This is a genomic window from Desulfuromonas acetoxidans DSM 684, from assembly GCF_000167355.1.
In the GTDB taxonomy this organism is placed as follows: Bacteria; Desulfobacterota; Desulfuromonadia; order Desulfuromonadales; family Desulfuromonadaceae; genus Desulfuromonas; species Desulfuromonas acetoxidans.
The window spans coordinates 1-20,224 of sequence record NZ_AAEW02000025.1; the positions used below are offsets into that span (position 1 = coordinate 1).

A 20,224-nucleotide genomic window follows, 5' to 3' on the forward strand; every position below is an offset into this window, starting at 1 on the left:
TAGGTAGCAAACGGGACTTTACCATTTTCGGCAATCAATTTACTGGTGAATCCAACCTGGTAAATCTCCAGATCGTCCCACTCCAACTCTGAAAGCACATTTGGCGAGCCATCAGAATCGGCGATATTCCAATCGAGGCTATCTTCACGAATCCCGGATTCCAGCGAAAAGGAGAGTTCCGTAAAACTATCAGCCCAACTCAACCCAACAGAGAACAACACAACAGCAAGAGCACACAGAGTAACAAAAATGCGTGATTTCATAGGACTCCCTTTTATTTATTAGAGACTATAAACAACATGTGAAGATTAAAGGGTTGAACGCGTTTAGACAATAAAAAAACATCACAAAAGAATGAATATACTCCGCTGGGCGGCACAAGAATCTACCAATAAGGCCTTTCAGCGCTCCGAGATGAGTCTTTCGAATTCTTCATCATAGCGCTCAACCATTTCCCCCCAATCATATCCGGCAACTTTTGACCGTAATAGGCCGGCAGATCGTGACAAAAAATCCCGGCATAAAACAGCTAACTTTTCGGCCAAGTGATCACAATTCTGATAATAGACCTCAGCGAATTCTTGCGGTGAAACATGCTCGGGATAGGCGAGCCGTTCCGGTAATAACGGCGTGCAACCACAATACAATGCCTCAACAACACTGATACCAAAAAAATCGTGGATCGAAGTGACCGGCAGAATGTCCGCATGCCATAACCAAGAAACATAGTCGGCATAACTGTGGACATATCCCCAGTGGACAATGTGTGAGGCCAAACGACTTTGCGCCTCACTAAAAATTGTCGGCTGCTTACGGTAGGACTCGCCAAGAACCGCTAACTGAAACGCCACACCTCGCTCTTGCAGAACAAACAACGCCTGAAAGAACTCTTCCGGGTTTTTGTCGTATTCCCAGCGATGATTCCACAGAATCAAAGGCACGGCACCCGTTGTTCGTCGTAGATCAGTGTCAGGTTTCAACGAGTCAAGCTTTTTAAGGTCCAAGCCCAATGGCAACGTACGGCTTTTTTCAGCGATCATCGGCACGGTATCCAATTCGCGACAATCGGGAAATGTCTTCAAAAACGTTGGTAACTCGGAGAGAAAGTCCCGACGATGGTAGTCAGAATTGAAATAGACGCGATCAGCACTCAGGGCGGAGGTGTAATTGATGAAACAGTAGTGTGCATCCCGTTGCAAAGCGGGATCGCTATCATCAGGCGACCAAGGATAACTCAGTTGGTTTTCATGGCAGTACAGAGCACAGGGCACGGATGAGGTAACTGCACGGGTCAGTGAGAGAAACGTTGTAAGATCAAGCATATCTGTGGCCAATAGCAGATCGGGATTGGATCTTTGCTTCAAAAACTGCCGTGCTAGGCTCACAGCTCCGCCATGCATGCGCCACTTCCAGTATTTTCCGTCCAGTCCGAAAATCTCGACATGATGACGACTATGCGCAACATACTGTCTGGCCCAGGCAGAGTGGGAACCGGTCATGAAGGGTTCTAGCAAAGCAATCTGCATCAGCAATCTCTCTATAATGCGTAATGATGTCGAGACTATAGCACAAAAAAAAGGCCGCTTCCGAAGAAGCGGCCTCTCTTTTTCTTATGACAAAGAGATTAGATGTCGCAACGCTTGTAAACAGCGTCGAACTCACCCAGCTCGTCAAATTGGAGGTAATCGTAAACCTCTTCTTTGCTCGGAGCAACTTTCTCCTTGTAAACAGCCAAGTACTCAGCAGGTGTGGGCAGCTCGCCTTTAAGAGCGGTGACTGCGCCGAGCTCAGCACTACCCAGGTAAACCTGAGCACCGTTACCGATACGGTCATCGAAGTTACGGGTTGAAGTGGAGAACATGTTCACACCATCGGGTACACGGGCTTGGTTACCCATGCACAGGGAGCAACCCGGAGTTTCGATACGGGCACCAACCTGGTTGAAGATAGCGAAGTACGCTTCATCCTTCAGTTTAGCTTGGTCCATACGGGTCGGCGGGCAGATCCAGATGCGATCTTCAGGATTAAACTTGTTGCCTTCCCAGATTTTGGCCGCAGCACGGAAGTGACCGATGTTGGTCATACAGGAGCCAAGGAAGATATCCTGAATCTTGGTGCCTTGAACTTCGGAGAGCAGCTTGACATCATCGGGATCGTTCGGGCAAGCCAGGATCGGCTCAGTAACCTCTGCGAGGTCGATCTCGATAACCGCGGCGTACTCGGCGTTGCTGTCAGCTTTGAGCAGTTTGGGATCTTTCAGCCACTCGTTAACAGCGTCGATACGCTTCTGCAGAGTTGCAGCGTGCTCGTAGCCGTCTTTGATCATGCTTTCCATCAGTGCAACGTTGGAACGCAGGTAGGTGCAGACAGACTCTTCAGAGAGTTGGATGCAGCCGGCAGCAGCAGAACGTTCGGCAGCCGCGTCAGTCAGCTCAAAGGCTTGCTCAACCGACAGGTTGGGCAGACCTTCCATCTCCAGAATACGACCGTTGAAGATGTTGACTTTGTTCTTTTTGGGAACCGTCAGCAGACCTTGCTTGATGGCGTAGTAAGGAATCGCATTAACAGCGTCACGCAGGGTGATGCCTTCGTTCAATTCACCTTTAAAGCGCACCAGAACGGACTCAGGCATATCCAGAGCCATGAAGCCCAGAGCACCGGCGAAAGCGATCAAACCGGAACCAGCCGGGAAGCTGATGCCGATGGGGAAACGGGTGTGAGAGTCACCACCGGTACCAACGGTGTCAGGCAGCAACAGACGGTTCAACCAACTGTGAATAACACCATCACCAGGGCGCAGAGCCACACCTTCACGCTCAGAAATAAACGCAGGCAGTGTGTTGTGCATCTTAACGTCAGCCGGCTTAGGATAAGCAGCAGTGTGACAGAAAGACTGCATGAACATCGGAGATTGGAACTTCAGGCAAGCCAGCTCTTTGATCTCGTCAGCAGTCATCGGGCCGGTGGTATCCTGGGAACCAACAGTCGTCATCTTCGGCTCACACGCAGTGCCAGGCAGGATGCCGTCAACCCCACATGCCTTACCAACCATTTTTTGAGCCAGGGAATAACCTTGGTCCGCTTTGGGCACAGGGTTGTTGGGCTGGATGAACATATCCGGTGCAGGCATGCCCAGCGCTGCGCAAGCACGTTCAGTCAACTTGCGACCGATGATCAACGGTGTGCGACCACCGGCACGGAATTCATCACGAACCGTGCTCGGAGCGATGTCAAAAGAAGTCAACTCAGCACCGTCAGCGCCAGTCACTTTACCTTCAGCGGTGTTGATGGTGATCACATCGCCGTGGTTGATGCTGGAAACGTCCATGCGCAGGGGCAGAGCACCGGAGTCTTGAGCTGTGTTGAAGAAGATCGGCGCAATAACACCACCAATGATCACACCGGCACGACGCTTGTTGGGAACAGCGGGAATGTCTTCACCGATGTGCCACAGCACCGAGTTACAGGCCGACTTACGGGAAGAACCGGTACCAACAACGTCACCAACGAATGCTACCTGGTTGCCTTCGGCACGCCATGCAGCGATCTCTTCGTTCCCACCGGGGAAACGGGTTTTACCCATGGCCAGAGAGTGCAGCGGAATGTCCGGGCGGCTCCAGGCGTCACCTGCCGGGGAGAAGTCATCAGTATTGATCTCGCCGTCAACCTTGAAAACTTTTACAGTAATGGTCTCTGCCAACTCAGGCTTGGTGGTGAACCATTCAGCAGCAGCCCAGGATTTGACAACTTTTTCAGCGGCAGCATTGCCGGCTTTACGCAGTGCGTCAACATCGTCAAAAGCATCGTAGATCAGAACCATGCCGCTCAGAGCACAGGCCGCTTCGTCAGCCAGCTCAGCAACTTCAAGAGCTTCGATCAGGTACTTGATGTTGTAACCACCCATCATGGTGCCGAGAATCTGAACAGCGTCGACTTTGCTGACCAGAGGAGAGGAAACCTCACCTTTGATGATCTGGCCGAGAAAATCGGCTTTCACTTCAGCAGCAGGGTCGACACCCGGGGAGATCCGCTCTTTAAGCAGATTGAGCAGAAATTCTTCCTTGCCTGCCGGGGGATTTACCAGCAGTTCACAAAGACCCTTGGCTTGTTCAGGATTGAGAGGCAGTGCAGGGATACCCTGAGCTTGTCTCTCTGCCTCATGTTGCAGATATGCTTCGATCATTCTTGATCCTCCTCGAAAAATTACGATTCCCGCTCAGGGAACCGACGTAAATACAAACAACTCTCTCCATCCAGCAACCAGTGTTCAAAGACAACCGGCCCATTAAAATGAATCTGTGTACTGTATACGATTTAAAATAAAAATGTCAACCCGGAAACCCGGATTGACATTCGCATCACAGTAGCTGAAAAAAGCGGTGTTTTATCATGAGTTGCCGCGTATCAGGCTCCCTCTTTTTTCAGTTCAAGAACCTCCCAGCGCTCATAATGGCCGGTGAGCTGTTCTGAAACTTCGCCAAAGCGGCGCCCCAACTCTTCCAGCTCCTCAACAGATCGATTGACCGTGTCAGAAAGAGCCTGTTCGAGTTCACCCTGCTCTTGTTCAAGATCGGCAATGGTTGCTTCAAGTTCTTCGAGTTCGATCTTTTCTTTATAGCTGAGACCTTTGCGTTGTTTTTTTACTTTTGCGGCAGGCTTTGCCGCATCAGTCACGGTTGTCTTCTTTGGCGCGACCGGTTCGGCTGGCTGCTGTTGCAGCAACATATCCGAGTAGTTTCCTTCATAGCGCACCACCCCACCCTGCCCGTCAAACACCAGGGTCGCCGTGGCAATGCGATCGAGCAGATAGCGGTCATGGGTAACAATAACCACACAGCCGGTAAAATCGATCAGAGCCTGCTCGAGAACCTGTAAGGTCTGAATATCGAGATCATTGGTTGGCTCATCAAGCACCAGCAGGTTCGCACCTTGCAACATTAACGAGGCCAGCAACAGCCGAGCACGCTCACCACCGGACAATGTTGTCACTGGCTTGCGCTGTTCGGCATAGTCAAAGAGAAACTCTTCCAGATAGCCGGTTTTATGACGCTTATGACCTGCAACCGTCACCCAGTCTCCTTCACCTAAACATTCAGCCACGGTTTTCTCAGGATCTAGGCCGGTACGATTCTGATCGATGTAGCCGACCTGGGTCTTGCGCCCGAGAATAACCTCACCGGCAACCAGAGGAATTTCACCGAGAATGGTTTTCAGCAGGGTTGACTTACCACAGCCATTGGGACCGAGGATGCCCAGGCGTTCACCGGGACGCAAAATCAGAGACACATCTTTGGCCAAGGTGAGATCACCCGCCTGCAGTTGGACATGTTCCAGCTCAAGGATCGTGCCACCCAATTTCTGTTCAGCACTGAACTGAAGACTGACATCGCCGCGGCGTGGCCCCTGCTTTTGTTCACGAAGCTTATCCACCCGACCAATGCGGGCTTTCTGTTTCGTGGTTCGCGCTTTGGCACCGCGATGCAGCCAGGCTTCCTCACGTCGCAAAAGATTAAGCAGACGGCCTTGTTGAGTCTGCTCCATCGCATATTGTTCTTGTTTCTGTTGCAGATAGAGGCTGTAGTTGCCGGTGAACATCTGAAACTGACCGTCATCAAGTTCAAACATGCGGGTCACGACCCGATCAAGAAAATAGCGATCATGGGTCACCAGCATCACAGCACCGGGATAACGCAGCAGTTCCTCTTCGAGCCATTGAATACTGACCGCATCAAGATGGTTGGTCGGTTCATCGAGCATCAGCAAGTCAGGCTGCTGTAACAGGACACCGGCTAATGCCACCCGTTTCTGCTGGCCTCCGGACATTTGGGTCACGGGTTGATCGAGACGGGTCACGCCAAGGCGGTTACACACATCACCAATACGATGATCAACATTCCAGCACTGATGATGATCAAACCATTCCTGTAATTCCTGCTGTTCCGCCAGCAGGGAATCCATCTCGTGAGTAGAGGCCTGTTCCAGTTGCGACAAAATGTGATCATAGCGTTGTCGCCGTTCATAGACAGCGCTCAAACAACGGGACAGAACTTCATGTGCCGTCAGATCGCCATCAAAGGTTGGCTGTTGAGGAAGATAAACGACCGCAGCTCCTTTTTTGCGGCTGATAGTCCCGCCATCCGAGTCATCGAGACCACCGAGAATACGCAACAATGTGGACTTGCCACAACCATTGCGACCAATTAAACCAACCTTCTCTGTTTCATCCACGGCAAAGGTCACCTGAGCAAAAATGGTCCGTGCGCCGTAATGCTTTTCCAGTTCGGTGACATCAATAACATTCATAAAAAATAAACAGCCTTTTGCAAAAAGGGTCGTAGAACCCATGGATGAACAGCAAAACAGTCGGATTCGTTTACAATCCGGCTATTTTATGCGCTTTTGAAAATAACACTGTTCAAAAGCATTCTGGGAAAAAGCCCGCAACAGGCGTTTGCCAGAACTCGAGATAGGATCAACAACCTCATTGTTTTATGAAGCAAATAATAAAGGTAAACGTGTTTTGCTATTGACGTTAACCCGTGGGAATCCTACTATTAAGAACTGATTAATCCTAGTTAAATTGTTGCTTTTGTGGCAAACTTTGTCATTTAAACAGGTCTTTTTCGGCCACAAGTACAACGGCAACCGCATCCGTCAGCCCCTGTTGAGCCCAAGGCACTTCATGCCCCACACCGCGACATCAAATATCGGCCAGAAAATCACCACAATCGTCATGCTCACCAGCACCATTGTCCTGCTGATGTCATTGGCAGCCTCGGTTTACATCCAGGGCACCACCTTTCAGGACAGCATGGTGGATAAAATGTCAACCATGGCGCGTATCATCGGTGACAACAGCAAGGAAGCTCTGGCTCTGCGCAAAAGCTATCTGGCTGAACGGGTCATCAACAGTCTTGAGCTGGAACCTTCGATCCAGTTGGCTTATCTGTTTGACCGTGAAAACAAGGTGACGGCGCAATACCGCAACAAAAGTGAAAGCAGTCTGGCACAGGAACTGAAAAACAGTCCCTTTAAAATCGAACGGATCAGTGAAGCTCGCGACAGCGAAAAGATGAAGCATTTTCTTGACCTGCGCCATCTGACTATCTATTCGCCGGTATTCCACGAAGGGGATTACATCGGTTGCGTCTATTTGCAGATGAGCCAAAACCTGATCATTCGCAATCTATTGCTGTTTGCCGTTGCCGCACTGGCCATGCTGGCTGTCACCCTTGGTGTCGCCTATTTGCTCACCACCCGTCTCAAGCGATTGATCACCCATCCGCTGCATCAGCTTGTCGACCGGATGAACGAAGTCTCCTCAGAGCAAAATTATTGCTGCCAGAAGATGCCGATCATAAACAGCGACATCGTCGAAATCAAGACACTCCTCGGCGGATTTTGCCACATGCTCAAACAAATTGAAAAACGGGAAAAATCGCTGCAGCAGTACAGTCAAGGTCTGGAAACGCAGGTGCGTGAACGCACTAAAGACCTGCAGCAAACCAACGATGAACTGCATGTCACCATCCAGGAGCTTGATGACGCTAAAAAAGCCGCGCAAGAGGCCAGTGCCGCAAAGTCACGCTTCCTCGCTAACATGAGCCATGAAATCCGTACCCCAATGATCGGCGTGCTCGGCATGGCTGAGCAACTGATGAGCCGCGATCTCGATGATCAGGACGCCGAGCTGGTCAAAACCATCTACAGCTCCGGCGAATCACTCCAAGCCATCCTCAACGATCTGCTCGACATCTCAAAGATTGAAGCGGGAAAACTGGAGTTAGACCTACATCAGTTCACCCCCATTGAGACCCTTGATCAGGCAGTTGAACTCCTTGCCGACAATGCCTTTAAAAAAGGGCTGGAACTCACGACCGTCACTCATACCGCCGTCCCGTCAACATTAACAGGCGATGCCGGACGTTTGCGCCAGATTATCCTCAATTTACTGTCCAACGCCATTAAATTCACTGGCGATGGCCACATCGTTGTCGATATGAATTGGTTACCCACGAATACAACCTCGGGCAACCTGATTGTATCGGTCAAGGACAGCGGCATTGGCCTTGATGACGCAGCTAAAAACAACATTTTTACCGCATTTACCCAGGCAGACAGCTCAACCAGTCGTAAATACGGCGGTACCGGACTGGGATTGACCATCGTTAAGCAACTGGTTGGCCTGATGGATGGCGATATTTCCGTGCGCGACAACGAAGACCACGGCTCAATTTTCACCGTTACAATCCCATTCAAATCCATTGCAATCAGTCCCGTAGAACCCCATGCAACGACGGTGACAACACGTTGTGCCATCGTTGCGAGCGAGAACCAACAACTCCAGCACATGCTGCGAGAACATTTAGAGGCCAGCGGCATCAGCGTTGCACTGTGCGACAACGCCAAGTTGGCTCAGAATAAAATGGATAAAAAGAGTCTCCCTCTCGATCTGTTACTACTCGACAGCACATTGCCGGGAGGTGCTATCTCACTGTTGAAGTCACTCCCTCAAGACCTGCGGCCCAAGGTCATCTTCCTTGGTCCGCGAAGTCAAATGTTCAGCCATGAGGAGATGTCGCAGCTCGGTATTGACACGTTCTTACCCAAGCCTGTGCAAACAACAGCCCTGTACCAGGCGATTGCACCGAACACCCAGACAGCACACATTAAACCAGAGACTAAAACACCAGCACCTCAGCGAAGCAATAACCATCGCATCCTTTTGGCAGAAGACAATGATGTCAACCAGCGACTGGTCCAACTGATTCTTCGCCCCCTTGATTACCAACTGACCGTCGTCTCCAATGGTCAGCAAGCCGTTGAAGCCTGCGAAAAAGAAGAGTTCTCGTTGATTTTGATGGATTGCCAAATGCCGCTGATGGATGGCTACGAAGCGGCGCAACACATTCGGCAACAAGTGAACACCCCGATTATTGCATTAACAGCTCATGCTGGCGAAGAAGATGTTCAACGCTGTCGTGACGCTGGAATGATCGACTATCTGTGCAAGCCTTATCGTCAAATCCAACTTCTTGACATGCTTGAAAAGCATCTCAAAAAACAGGTACACAGATGAAACAAAAAAGCCAAAAAAGAATAATTTTTGGCATTTTCTTGGGATGTTATTGCCTGCTATGTGGAGCTTTACTGGCGTGGATTGTTGAGCTGACCCCCCAACAACCACCACAGATTGAAGAGATTGTCTTATCCCCCTCCGGTAAAAGCCTTGAAATCACAGGGGAAAACCTCCACCAATCTCTTGATGCCATCATTACTCCTAAAAATTTCAACGAAACCTCTTTGGTGGCCAAACGATTCACCTGGGGAGATGTTTTTGACATACAGATTCATAAAGGAATTGCTTGGGCTGCTAACCATAAAAAAGGGATCATCGCATACAATATCGACACCCCGTCCAAACCATATGCCATAAGTTCACTGGAGCTGCCAAGAAATGCTCGGGTCTGGCGAATCACAATCACAGACCATTACCTGATCACAAGCTCCACCAGAAGTGGTTTATATATTATCGACATTGCCAACCCTGAAGCTCCTGAATTAATTTCCAGCCTGCAAATTCCCGGAATAACAAATCAAATCCTTGTTAAAGACAATCTAGCCTTTGTTGCAGCAGGGAACTCTGGCCTGCAAGTAATTGATATAAAAGATAAAAAAAACCCACGAATCATCTCTTCACTCCCTTTGGATGCATATGTTTTTACCGTTTGCGGCAACGGAAATTTAATTTTTCTTAGCGGTGGAAGAATTTCCAACTCAAAAGATATCGGCATTACCCATTGCATTGACATCGCCAATCCGGAAAATCCGGTAGAAATAAAGAAATTCTGTCATCACGGCAGGGTTTGGGACTCTTTAATTTTCAACAAAACTCTTTATTGCGGAACAGCGAGTGGAGTCACAAAGATAATTCTGGAAAACCTTGATCAAAAACCAGAAAAAGTGACACAGGACATTTATATTTCACGTTTACATGCACACAAAAACAAGCTCTTTGTTGTGAGTCGCGACCAAAAAATCTATCAATATATCATTGGCGATCAACTTATCTATCAAAATACATTTCACAGTCCTCGCAGGACATGTCGCGCTATCGCCATATTAAAAAATTATGCACTTATAGCGAGCAACTCCCAAGGCATTTCTGTTATTGACATTAACAAACCAAGCGATGAAAAAAAACCGATTTTATCAACCAATAGTAGTTTGACTCAGAAAAAATTCTTTTTTAGGTACAAAAACTATATTGGCATAATTGGAAACAAGAGAATTACAATTGCCTACAGACAAGAAAAAAATAACAGTTACTCCATAATAGAGAAGATAAAATTCGATCAGACAATAAGTTCAACAGCACAAAATGAAAATATTATTTATATATCAGTCAACAATAAAGGTATATACGCTATAAATCTTGATAAAGACAATAACTTTATAGATGAAAATTTCCTTTCATGTAAAAGAAGCATTAAATCGATGACGGTTTATGACAATAAACTTTATATTTGCCTCCATAAAGGCAACGCAATCGTTGCCGACATCTCAAACACACAACCAGTGTTAATAAATGACAATAAGCTTACTCTCGCAGCAGACTTCATTACATTTGGTAACAACAAAGCTTTTGTCAAATTACGAGGGTCAAACCTGAAAAAATTCGCGGGAATTTATGTTTACGATTTATCCAACAACAAATTGAGTCTCGCCAGCCAAATCAACTCGGATCAGGCTTTGAACCAAACGAACGCTAGCAATGGAATATTTTTGAAGGGCAACACATTATTGATGTGTGGATCTAGAGGAGTTGTAACAATAGATATATCAGACCTAGAACACCCTGAATTTCTTGATTCTGTCGAGTTCACAGAATCATGTGAATCGGCACAGGTCGTTGAGGATATTGTTTATATCAATCACACGCAAGGCGGATTGTCTTTTGTGGATATCAAACACCCTAGAAGAATCAAAAAATTGGGACACCTTGACTCTCCCGACAGGGCATGGGTTCTAGATGACCAGCTTTTTATGTTTGATAAAGCAGGAGATATGACGGTAACCTCTGTGCCCTTCAAACTTATCAAAAGCAACACACAGCAAACCCGATGCACTTTTGAACTACCTAAAAACTTCACAACAGGCCAATATGACGTGTTTTTTTCTGATAAAAAAGGATATATCAGAGTGGACGATGCGTTGTCATTCTCTGTGGAAAAAGGCTGGAAAATAAATTCCATAGACGTGAAGAAAGCCTACGAATTTCCAAACTCCATTTAGAACTCGTAAGTCAGCCCCACCCACAACTGGCGTCCCAGCTCATACTCGCCGGAATTCCCAGTATAAACTTTTCGATTAAAGACATTGTAGACATCGAATGTTGCGGTCAACAACTGCGTGTCGGAGAAACTATAGGTCCATTCGAGTTTCCAGTCGAAAATCGTTGAGCTTGAGAAGTCACGCATCTCGTAACTATCAACACGGGTTCCATCCTCAAGTTCATGATTTTCGCCACTATCGACAATCCCTTCATAACCACTGCGATAACGTGTCACATTGGTAAAGGTAAACCATGGTCCAGCTCGATCTGATAAATCAGATTGGCGCTCCATTCCCGGTTGTAATCAGCCCGAGGCAGATCAAGGCGATAGACAAGATGATCTTCATACCAGACCATATCTTCGAAATCTTCGATTTCGAGCCAATCATCATAATCTTCATTGCTGTTTTCACTGTCCTGCCAGGTGCCATCAATGAGCAATGATTGATGTTCCCACTCACGCGACCAGCTCATGGTCACTTCTTTATGACGGCTTTCCCCAAGATTTGTCCACTCAGTGTAGGTATAGCCATATTCGTCTTTGGCCAAAACCTGTTTTGTCAGCTGATCCTCACCATTGCGATCGATATAACTCAAGGTCAAACGGCCCCCAAAGAGATCCTGCTCAAGACCAATACTCCACTCATCAACATAAGGCGTATTGAGATTTGTCAAACGAGTCGTGGAAAAAGATGTACGCGTTATCTGCTCCCACTCCGTCAACGTGCCGTCATCATCAATGGTGCGCGTCTCTCGTTGCAACTGAGCTTTCTCTTCATTGAGGGCATAGGCCAGAAAGGTTTTCCCATAATAACGACTGGCACCAATACTGAAGATGGTTGCCCCATCAGCAAAAACATCGTAAAACACCGCGCCACGACCAGCGTAGTCCGTATTTTTCATCAGGTCGTTGTAGCTGACATGAAGTCCCGGACGAAATGCCAAACGCCACCAGCTCAAAGTATCTTCAAGGTAAAGATCAACGGAGCTGATTTCAGCATCAGCACTGTCTTCCGGATAAACAACCTTACTGTAGGCGTACTGTTCACCTTCAATACAAAACGAATCATCCCCATCACACATGACAAGATCACTGGTTTTCCATGCACTGTTGGTTGCATAACCTCGTTGATAATCCGCTTTAACCCGTTCAAACGTTATGCCGCTGATCCATTCATGTTTCAGCCCCCATAAGGTGAATGGCGTCCAGGTTGCATGGCTTGCAAGATGCAAGTTGTCTTCTTCGATTTCAATATCACCAAAACCGCCTTCACGGCTAAATCGCCCCCCCCAATCTGCAGAAGGTGTTACCTGATAGTTAAAATAATCATCCGGGGCACTACGATTGTTATCACTGGTCGCATATCCGGCCAACCACTCGACTTTGGCCAAGGAAAAATTTTGTTCAAAACTGGACGTTAACGACCAACCGCCACCGTCGATGCTGTAATCACTGTTTTTAACATCATCATGAAAATAACGCCCCTCATAGGGCGTGGACATGAACGTAATACGTAACGTAGTATCGTCATGAGGTTTATACACGTATTTGGCAAAGTAATTTTCCAAGGCACGATACTGATTGTGTTTATCATCGAACGTTTTTAAAGGAATTTGCGAATAGCTTTTAGAATAGGCGAGCAGAACTCCCATGGTCTCCGTAAGAGGCACATCGACACTGGTATTGCCATAATACTTTCTAAATTCCGGTTGCATGTCAGCTTCTTTTGAGGAGTAAAAATCCTCGCGATACTCCCGATCAACGTGAAAACTAGTCCATTCAGAACGTGTTGAGCGTAAAGAGATTTCGCCACCAAAGGTCTCCTCGGGATCACGGGTTTCAACATCAACCACACCACCGGTAAACCCACTGTAACGTGCGGAAATATTACTGCGGTATACAGTAATAGTGTCAACAAGTGACGAATCAAGAAAGAGCTGTTGAGAATGGCCCGGAACATCTGTAGAACTGGCCGGATTGTCTGAGGTGGGATCAATCAGGCTATTGTTGCCAAAGCCGTCAATCAAAAAGCTGTTATCGTAAACACGCCCACCGGAAATAGAAATTTCAGCAGGGAGGATTTCGCCACCGGTCAAAGAGGAATTATCGGTTTCACTGAATTGAATGCCGGGAAGGACTTTGAGCAAGTCCGTTATGGCACCATCGCCTTGCGGCAGCGACTGAAGTGTTTGCTTTGAAAGAACGGACTGGCCCGGAGTGGTCACAGCAGAGGTATCAATAACGGTGATATCCGGTAAGGTTTCCGGGTCAGATTCGGTTTGCGCTCCGGCAGCGGTTACCGACACCAGCAAGAACAGGACACACAGCCCCCAAAATACAGAATGGCGCACAGCGAACTTCCCCTCTCCCATAAAAACGTCTTCCCCAAGCTGCAGAAAAAAAACAACTTGTTCGTGAAGTTTGACCCGGCTAAAACACGATGACAGCAGTGCGGTGGCAGGCGCACAATTGAGCATGTCATAGTGAACAATAGAAAAATCATCCCTAAGGAGTCGGTTTCACCGAGAACCACGGGTTCAAATGTGAAACACTTTGTTACATTAGCATGTTGCGTCTTCATTTAAAACAGGTCAAATCGTCAATAAACGACGATATTCCAAACAATTAGACAATTCACAGACACAAAAACTGCTTGCAAATTTGCTTTTTTCAGGGCATTGTTGAGCAGCTATTTTCCGATTTAGTCAATAATTTCATCAACAAGCAGAAATCCCTTGGAAAGGTAGATATGAAGGATCTGACGTCTCTGGTCAGCGGATTTCGCCGCTTCCAGGAAAATTTCTTCAGTGAAGATACCCGATTATTTGATCAGCTTAAAAAAGCCCAGCATCCGAAAATTCTCGCCATTGCCTGTTGTGACTCGCGAGTCGACCCTTCCCTGCTGACCGATTGCGACCCCGGTGATCTGTTTGTGATCCGCAATGTTGCCAACCTGGTGCCGCCTTACCAACCTGATGCTCACTACCATGGTGTCTCGGCGGCCGTTGAATATGCGGTGTGCTTTCTCAATGTCGAATACATTCTGGTCATGGGGCATTCTCAATGCGGCGGCATCCAGAGTCTGATGGAGAAAACCGGCGGCTGCGAAGATGGCAACAACGAATTTATCGACAAATGGGTCAGCCTTGCCCAACCGGCAAAAGAGACAGTTCTCAAAGAACTGGGAGACAAACCCAAAGAGATTCAGACACGTGCCTGTGAACAGGCTTCGATCCTGTTGTCGCTGGAAAACCTTCTGACCTTCCCGCAAATTCTCAAACGCGTTGAAGCAGGAACCCTTTCGTTGCAGGCATGGTATGTCGATATCCAGACCGGTGCGCTGCTCAGCTATAATCCGAAAAGTGGTGAATTTGAGGTTCTGGTGAACCATCCAGAATAAAAAGACGCAAAAATTCGCATAAAAAAAAGCCGCCTCGTCACGAAGCGGCTTTTTTTATTTCTATTGCGCTGCAAAATTCTTAAAATCGAACCTTGCCTCCAAGATAAAAGGATTGACCTGCAGTCGCGTAACTCCAGGCTTCTTCGTAGTGTTCATCAAACAAATTATCGATTCGCGCATACAAGGTCAGGTTGTCATTGACATCGTAATCTGCGGCGAGATTGACCAATACATACGCATCAAGTGTTTCAACCGCGTTGCCATTTTCATCAAGAGCACTGCTAATCGCTTCACGCTCATCAACCCAATAACCATCCACGTTGCAACTGAAATCTCCAATTGCATACCGTATCCCGGCATGAACCTTATGCAGGGGACGACGTGACATGCGGGCGCCATCCGGATCTTCGGTATCGTTGTACGTGTAATCGAGACGACAACTCAACGGTTTGTCAGCAAACAAATGGAAAGCAACTTCCACACCTTCGGTTTCACTTTCACCATCTAGCTGAGCATATCCGCCAGGCCAAGCCATTCCAGGAATAACACGCGAAGAATCCCAATCAATTCGGTCTTCAAAGATCGTGCGAAACCAAGTCACACTGGCGACAACCTGATCTCCGAACAGGTTTTGATCCACGCCAAGTTCCCAAGAACGGCTTTTTTCCGGATCAAGATCTTCATCACCATAGGCAGAGTAGAGTTCATACAAAGAAGGCGTTCTGAAACCGGTGGCATAGCTGCCGCGCACCGTGGTACCGGTTGCTTCAATCTGATAGGCAGGAGCAATACGCCAGGTGCTTTTGCCGCCAAAGCGATCGTGGTCATCATAACGAAGCCCGGCAATGAGATCGAGACCACCCATGGTAAATTGATCCTGAAGCCAGACACTGAGGGTTTCGGCATCTTCTTCGTCAGCAGAAGAACTTTCAGAGCTTTCGCTTAAATAGCCGATGCCGGCCGTAAGGCGATTGGACGGAACCACCTGCCAGGTTGCCTGCCAACTCCACTCATCGGTCTTGCCGAGATAGTCGTAGGAATCGTTATCGTCATTATCATAGGCATCACGCTCCTGACGACTGAACTTGTAATCGACATCCGAGATCACCTGACCATCAAACAACAGGGCATGAAGGTTGAGGCGGGTAAACAGACGTCGGGTTTCCAGAGAATTCTCTTTTTTTCCATCAGGAGCGGCGACATACGACCAAAGCATAGGGTCATAATCAAAGCGGTCACCAGCATAGCCGCTACCCCAGTCATCCAGATCCATTTCAGCATCGGCATAGCGAATCACACCGGTAAGAGTGGCTGCAGCACACAACGGTGCATCAAACTTGCCACTGAAGGTCGTATTCTCCCATTCATCGTCTTCCGAGGTGTTTCCGGCATGGGGGATGTCGTTATTGTCGGCGTTGGCTATGGAATAACCTTGGCTGGTCAAACGTGAAACCGCCAAAGAGAAATCACTGTTGCCGAGTGAGCCATTCAGACCACCGGAAAACTTTTTGGTGTTGTACGTTCCCGCCTCGACACCGGCATAACCGTGGACACCTTGTGAACCGGATCGGGTGATGATGTTAATCACGCCTGCCGTGGCATTACTGCCGTAAAGAACACTCATCGGCCCTTTAACAATCTCAATGCGCTCGACATTATCTAACAGGATATTGGAAAAATCAGCGCCGCGGTTCACATCTGTCGGGTCATTAGCGGCAATGCCATCAATCAACAGCAGGGTGTTTTTGGAATCAGCCCCACGGATAAACACCTTGCTCGGCGCACCCATGCCGCCGTTGTTGGATAATTGCAAACCGGGAACGGTCTGCAAAACTTCGGTGACCGTTGTCAGATGACGCGCTTCAATATCCTTAGCAGTAATCACTTCAACCGAAGTGCCGCCCACCATCTGCAAATTGCCGGTGGTGCGGGTTGCAGTGACAACAACATCATTCAACGACTGCGTCGTCGGCTCCGCCCAGCCCAGTTGTGCCCACAGAGCGAGCATTACGCCCAGCACAAGCCTCTTCTTCATACAAGCCTCCTACAGGTTTGTGTCCGGAGCGCAAAAAACCCCGAACCGATACAAAACATCGATCCGGGGTTATCCCATATCTCCCGTGATACTTTATTGCTTCAACTTTCGCCACGAAAGTTGCAACCATTGCGTTTCAGGCAGGTCTTCTGGCTTCCAGATCTTCCGTCTCAACACGCCTTCCCGACTCTAAGTCAGTGGCCAAATGTGTTGATCGTCCCTGGTTACAGCGGCGGGCCCACTCCCGAATTTCACGGAATTCCCTATTGTGCTTGCAACAAGCACCTGAAACTTTCAGCGCAGACACCTTAAGAACACCGCCACCCCCTGTCAAGGCCAAAGTAACGCCAATCACAAAAGGTTCTGAACAACCAAAAATATTGACAGTCTAAGATGAACAACCACCCATAAATTCATTAGAAAATGTGGTTAAATTTTAAGTTGTCTTCTCCTTAGATATTCGCTAGCCTAATAAGATGTTGCTTTGGGTTCACCAAAGCTTTTACCCCGTGATGCCCCTCCTTCACGGGTTTTTTTTTGACGCACACAAACACCTTCACGAGTCTCTGCCTGCCCCAAACAGTTAAGCAGCACCTAACACACGTAACAAGTGGGGAATGAGTTGCTTCTTACGTGACAAGACACCACGCAATTCGAACAGATTATCTCCGAGTTGTGGGTAGCCGATCATAAACGCCAGTTGTCGGTCTCCTGCGACCAGCAATTCACTGTTTCCGGCAACGATATCGGTCACCAGCAAACCAGCCATCCCCAGATCACGTTTTTCACGAAGTTTTTCCAGCTCAGCGCTCAATTCTTCCTTCAAGCCATGAAACTCATGGAAGCTAACCACTTCCACCTGACCAATACCAAACTGGCAGCTGGACGCGCTGAATACTTTGAAGTCCGTGGTAATCACCTTCTCCAGCGAATCATAAGCGCTCATGGCACTACTTGAGGCAAAAATGCGTCGGCCATACTCTTGTGGATCAAGGCCAGAGAGCTGACCGAGCCATTCGGCAATGTCACGATCCACCTCAGTTGTCGTCGGCGACTTCATCACCACGGTATCGGAGAGCAAACCGGACAGCATCAGCCCTGCCGTTGCCGGGTCAGGGGTAATTCCCGCGTTCTGATACAACGTTGCCACCAGGGTACAGGTGCTGCCGACAGGCTGATTGATAAAACGGATCGGCTTATCGGTCTGAAAACTGCCCAACCGGTGATGGTCCACCACTTCAAGGATCTCGACCTTGTCCGCTCCAGCCACGGCCTGCGACAGTTCATTGTGATCGACAAGAATCAGTTTGACATCCGAAGGGCGCAGCAGATGACTTTTGGTGGCCACCGCTTCGACCTGGCCGGTGTCATTGACGATAACAACACCGGGGACCACGCTATGCGTCAGACTGACACGCAGTTCATCGACGCGGTCCTGACGACGCAACGTGATGTAATCTGTCTCGGCAAGATGTCCAACCGGCGTCGCCAGCCGCGTCAGCCAGGTACTGGTAGCACTGTCAAAGGAGGTAGACAGGATCGTTACATTGTTCTTGCGCCCCAACTCAAGAATATCCGGCGGGATATCCAGATCAGCGACAACTACCAACACCCGCACCGCACGTTCGACGGCCAGACGCAGGATATCAATACGGTCTCCGGCAATCAGAATCATTTTGCGCATATCCTGATCGGCCATCTTTTCGGCAAAGGTCGGCTCGGCCATTGCCGCCACATAGAGGTTCAACTCTTCGAGTTCATCAAAGTCCACCTCATTGAGAGCTGTGGCTTTGAGACACTGACAAATTGATCGGGGCGAGGCAGACACTCGGCGCAACTCTTTTTCCTGACTCGGTACTAAAAAGCGCTCAGAAACCTTCTTGAGATAGAGAATCCCCTGCGGGCAACGCTTGTCATCAACCACCGGCAAAATGCGGACATTATGCAGATGAAACAGTTCCAGAGCGCGTGACAAGGGCGCTGTTGTCGGAATCGTCACCGGCTGTTGTTCGCCAATGATATCGCGAATACGTGGAGAGACATCAAGCAACAGTTCCGGTTGTGGCACAGCCAATTCTTCTAAAATAAATTCGGTCTGGCGATTGATATTGCCGGCGCGTGCCGGTTGAACACCATCCAGTCCCTGAGCGGCGCGAAGACGGGCATAGGCAATGGCACTGCACACCGAATCCGTATCCGGGTTCATATGGCCAATGACGTAGACACGTTGTTGTGGCATGTAAATCTCCTGCTGATTATCGTCAATCTTGTATTTAGGTTTCTGTTTGTTAATTTATCGTGTAAACAGCTTTTTCTTTCCCAAACGGGTTTAAAAAGCCGAACGCCCCCTATATAACACGATCTTCCTGATGCGATGAGCAAAAATTACCTTTGTACAAATACGATCTACTCATCAGACTTACCTCAGATAAAAAATCTATTATCAGGCGCTTACAACAGCGTCACACCAAGGGTCATCAACAGCGGAAACAAGCCGGTCAACAACAGTTCACGACGGCTTAGACGGCGGGATTGGGGATAACGGACCAACACCCAGATCAGAACGAAGGCACAAATGGGCACAAGTGCCGGGATAAATCGACCACTGAGATGAGCACAGGTCAGAGCAAGCCACAGCGACAGCGGAGCAACATGCACGTACTTGAATGGAAGCCACGCTCCAATTGAAAATTGCGCCAACTCAGGACCGGGACACAACTTCAAACGGACCAGTGCAGCGCTGAGAAACGCGACAATGATCCAGTCAGCAACACCGAACAAAGGCACGGGAAGAGCGCTTCTCGGCACCAGTGTTTTAATCAGCAATGCATCAGCAAGAGGAGCTGGGCCCTGCTGCCCCGAAGAGTAGTAGTCAGTGATTTTGCCAACCATGGCGTGGGTTGGGCCGGCAGTAATACTGCACAAATCAGCCCAGGCCGCAACCACACACACCGGAATCAGCTCAGTGGGATGCTTCAGCCCCCGTGCCGTAACAATCCCAAGCAAACTGGCTGAGCTCAGCATCACAGCGCCGACAACCACGGTCAATACGGGATGGACACCGTCATCGTAACGATGATAGGCAAGAAGCAGAGCCAATAACAGCAAATTGATCGTCAATGGTCGCCATAAAAGGGAATGAGCTGCACCCGCGGACGATTTTTCCACGTTAATCCAGGCGCTGACCAATAACGACGCCAAGATAATCATGACGGTGGCTGCCAACAGCGTTGCGAATGAAGAGTTTTCCTCCGCCCACGGCAACCAGCCTAGAAATAAACCGGTCACAGGTAGCAGCACCAGTATGACCAGTGCGTTTAACATAACAGAGATCTCAACGGGGCAAGTCCACGCCCACGGCCATGTTTCAACAACGCTCTCTCCTTCAAAGTATGGTTGAAATTCAAGGGCGGTTCTCTCACACCAGTGTGCGCTATCTTTCAAAAAATAACC

11 protein-coding genes, 1 pseudogene and 1 riboswitch are annotated in these 20,224 nt (G+C 48.6%); of the genes and pseudogenes, 3 read left to right on the forward strand and 9 right to left on the reverse strand.

The features are described 5' to 3' along the window. The 4 genes and pseudogenes from DACE_RS15085 to DACE_RS15100 form a co-directional block, all read right to left on the reverse strand. Positions 1-263, reverse strand: a pseudogene (locus DACE_RS15085) (hypothetical protein); the annotation flags it as partial. Positions 264-401: 138 nt separating this feature from the next. Continuing rightward, positions 402-1,526, reverse strand: a complete 1,125-nt coding sequence (locus DACE_RS15090) for a tRNA-queuosine alpha-mannosyltransferase domain-containing protein (protein ID WP_006002669.1) — start codon at positions 1,524-1,526, stop codon at positions 402-404. A gap of 98 nt (positions 1,527-1,624) precedes the next feature. Beyond that, positions 1,625-4,183 carry a bifunctional aconitate hydratase 2/2-methylisocitrate dehydratase gene (locus DACE_RS15095; protein WP_006002671.1) on the reverse strand — a complete coding sequence of 853 codons (2,559 nt, stop codon included), beginning with the start codon at positions 4,181-4,183 and terminating at the stop codon, positions 1,625-1,627. 221 nt (positions 4,184-4,404) lie between these two features. Beyond that, positions 4,405-6,303 (reverse strand): ABC-F family ATP-binding cassette domain-containing protein, encoded by a 1,899-nt coding sequence (locus DACE_RS15100; protein ID WP_040367710.1) that lies wholly within the window; start codon positions 6,301-6,303, stop codon positions 4,405-4,407. 298 nt (positions 6,304-6,601) lie between these two features. Here DACE_RS15100 and DACE_RS15105 point away from each other — a divergent pair, with 298 nt between their 5' ends. Together DACE_RS15105 and DACE_RS15110 are read left to right on the forward strand one after the other, a co-directional pair. Next, positions 6,602-9,079, forward strand: coding sequence for a response regulator (locus tag DACE_RS15105; protein ID WP_155809162.1), 2,478 nt, complete (start codon positions 6,602-6,604; stop codon positions 9,077-9,079). Then, the gene (locus DACE_RS15110; RefSeq protein WP_006002677.1) at positions 9,076-11,295 is read left to right on the forward strand and encodes an LVIVD repeat-containing protein; all 2,220 of its coding nucleotides are present in this window, start codon (positions 9,076-9,078) and stop codon (positions 11,293-11,295) included. Before DACE_RS15105 ends, DACE_RS15110 begins: the two co-directional genes overlap by 4 nt. Here the strand turns inward: DACE_RS15110 and DACE_RS15115 are convergent. Together DACE_RS15115 and DACE_RS15120 are read right to left on the reverse strand one after the other, a co-directional pair. Next, a complete protein-coding gene (locus DACE_RS15115) occupies positions 11,292-11,570 on the reverse strand; it encodes a TonB-dependent receptor (protein ID WP_040367711.1) in 279 nt (92 codons plus the stop codon). The genes DACE_RS15110 and DACE_RS15115 overlap by 4 nt on opposite strands. Continuing rightward, positions 11,567-13,687, reverse strand: a complete 2,121-nt coding sequence (locus tag DACE_RS15120) for a TonB-dependent receptor plug domain-containing protein (RefSeq protein WP_162013615.1) — start codon at positions 13,685-13,687, stop codon at positions 11,567-11,569. Before DACE_RS15120 ends, DACE_RS15115 begins: the two co-directional genes overlap by 4 nt. Positions 13,688-14,085: 398 nt before the next feature. On the opposite strand from DACE_RS15120, the gene DACE_RS15125 reads away from it, so the two are divergent. Then, positions 14,086-14,736, forward strand: coding sequence for a carbonic anhydrase (locus DACE_RS15125; RefSeq protein WP_006002680.1), 651 nt, complete (start codon positions 14,086-14,088; stop codon positions 14,734-14,736). A gap of 79 nt (positions 14,737-14,815) precedes the next feature. Here the strand turns inward: DACE_RS15125 and DACE_RS15130 are convergent, their stop codons facing one another. The 3 genes from DACE_RS15130 to DACE_RS15140 form a co-directional block, all read right to left on the reverse strand. Continuing rightward, positions 14,816-16,771, reverse strand: a complete 1,956-nt coding sequence (locus DACE_RS15130) for a TonB-dependent receptor plug domain-containing protein (protein ID WP_006002683.1) — start codon at positions 16,769-16,771, stop codon at positions 14,816-14,818. A 122-nt stretch (positions 16,772-16,893) separates the two neighbouring features. Next, positions 16,894-17,075, reverse strand: a riboswitch (cobalamin riboswitch). A gap of 279 nt (positions 17,076-17,354) precedes the next feature. After that, entirely contained in the window at positions 17,355-19,010 is a 1,656-nt protein-coding gene (locus DACE_RS15135; RefSeq protein WP_006002685.1) for a putative manganese-dependent inorganic diphosphatase, read from the reverse strand. 212 nt (positions 19,011-19,222) lie between these two features. After that, positions 19,223-20,095 (reverse strand): hypothetical protein, encoded by an 873-nt coding sequence (locus DACE_RS15140; protein ID WP_155809164.1) that lies wholly within the window; start codon positions 20,093-20,095, stop codon positions 19,223-19,225. Positions 20,096-20,224: the final 129 nt, after the last annotated feature.

Coding starts and splice junctions, on each gene's coding strand:
- DACE_RS15090 (WP_006002669.1), bottom strand. CDS start 1,526: ATGCAGATTGCTTTGCTAGAACCCTTCATGACCGGTTCCCACTCTGCC.
- DACE_RS15095 (WP_006002671.1), bottom strand. CDS start 4,183: ATGATCGAAGCATATCTGCAACATGAGGCAGAGAGACAAGCTCAGGGT.
- DACE_RS15100 (WP_040367710.1), bottom strand. CDS start 6,303: ATGAATGTTATTGATGTCACCGAACTGGAAAAGCATTACGGCGCACGG.
- DACE_RS15110 (WP_006002677.1), top strand. CDS start 9,076: ATGAAACAAAAAAGCCAAAAAAGAATAATTTTTGGCATTTTCTTGGGA.
- DACE_RS15125 (WP_006002680.1), top strand. CDS start 14,086: ATGAAGGATCTGACGTCTCTGGTCAGCGGATTTCGCCGCTTCCAGGAA.
- DACE_RS15130 (WP_006002683.1), bottom strand. CDS start 16,771: ATGAAGAAGAGGCTTGTGCTGGGCGTAATGCTCGCTCTGTGGGCACAA.
- DACE_RS15135 (WP_006002685.1), bottom strand. CDS start 19,010: ATGCCACAACAACGTGTCTACGTCATTGGCCATATGAACCCGGATACG.
- DACE_RS15140 (WP_155809164.1), bottom strand. CDS start 20,095: ATGTTAAACGCACTGGTCATACTGGTGCTGCTACCTGTGACCGGTTTA.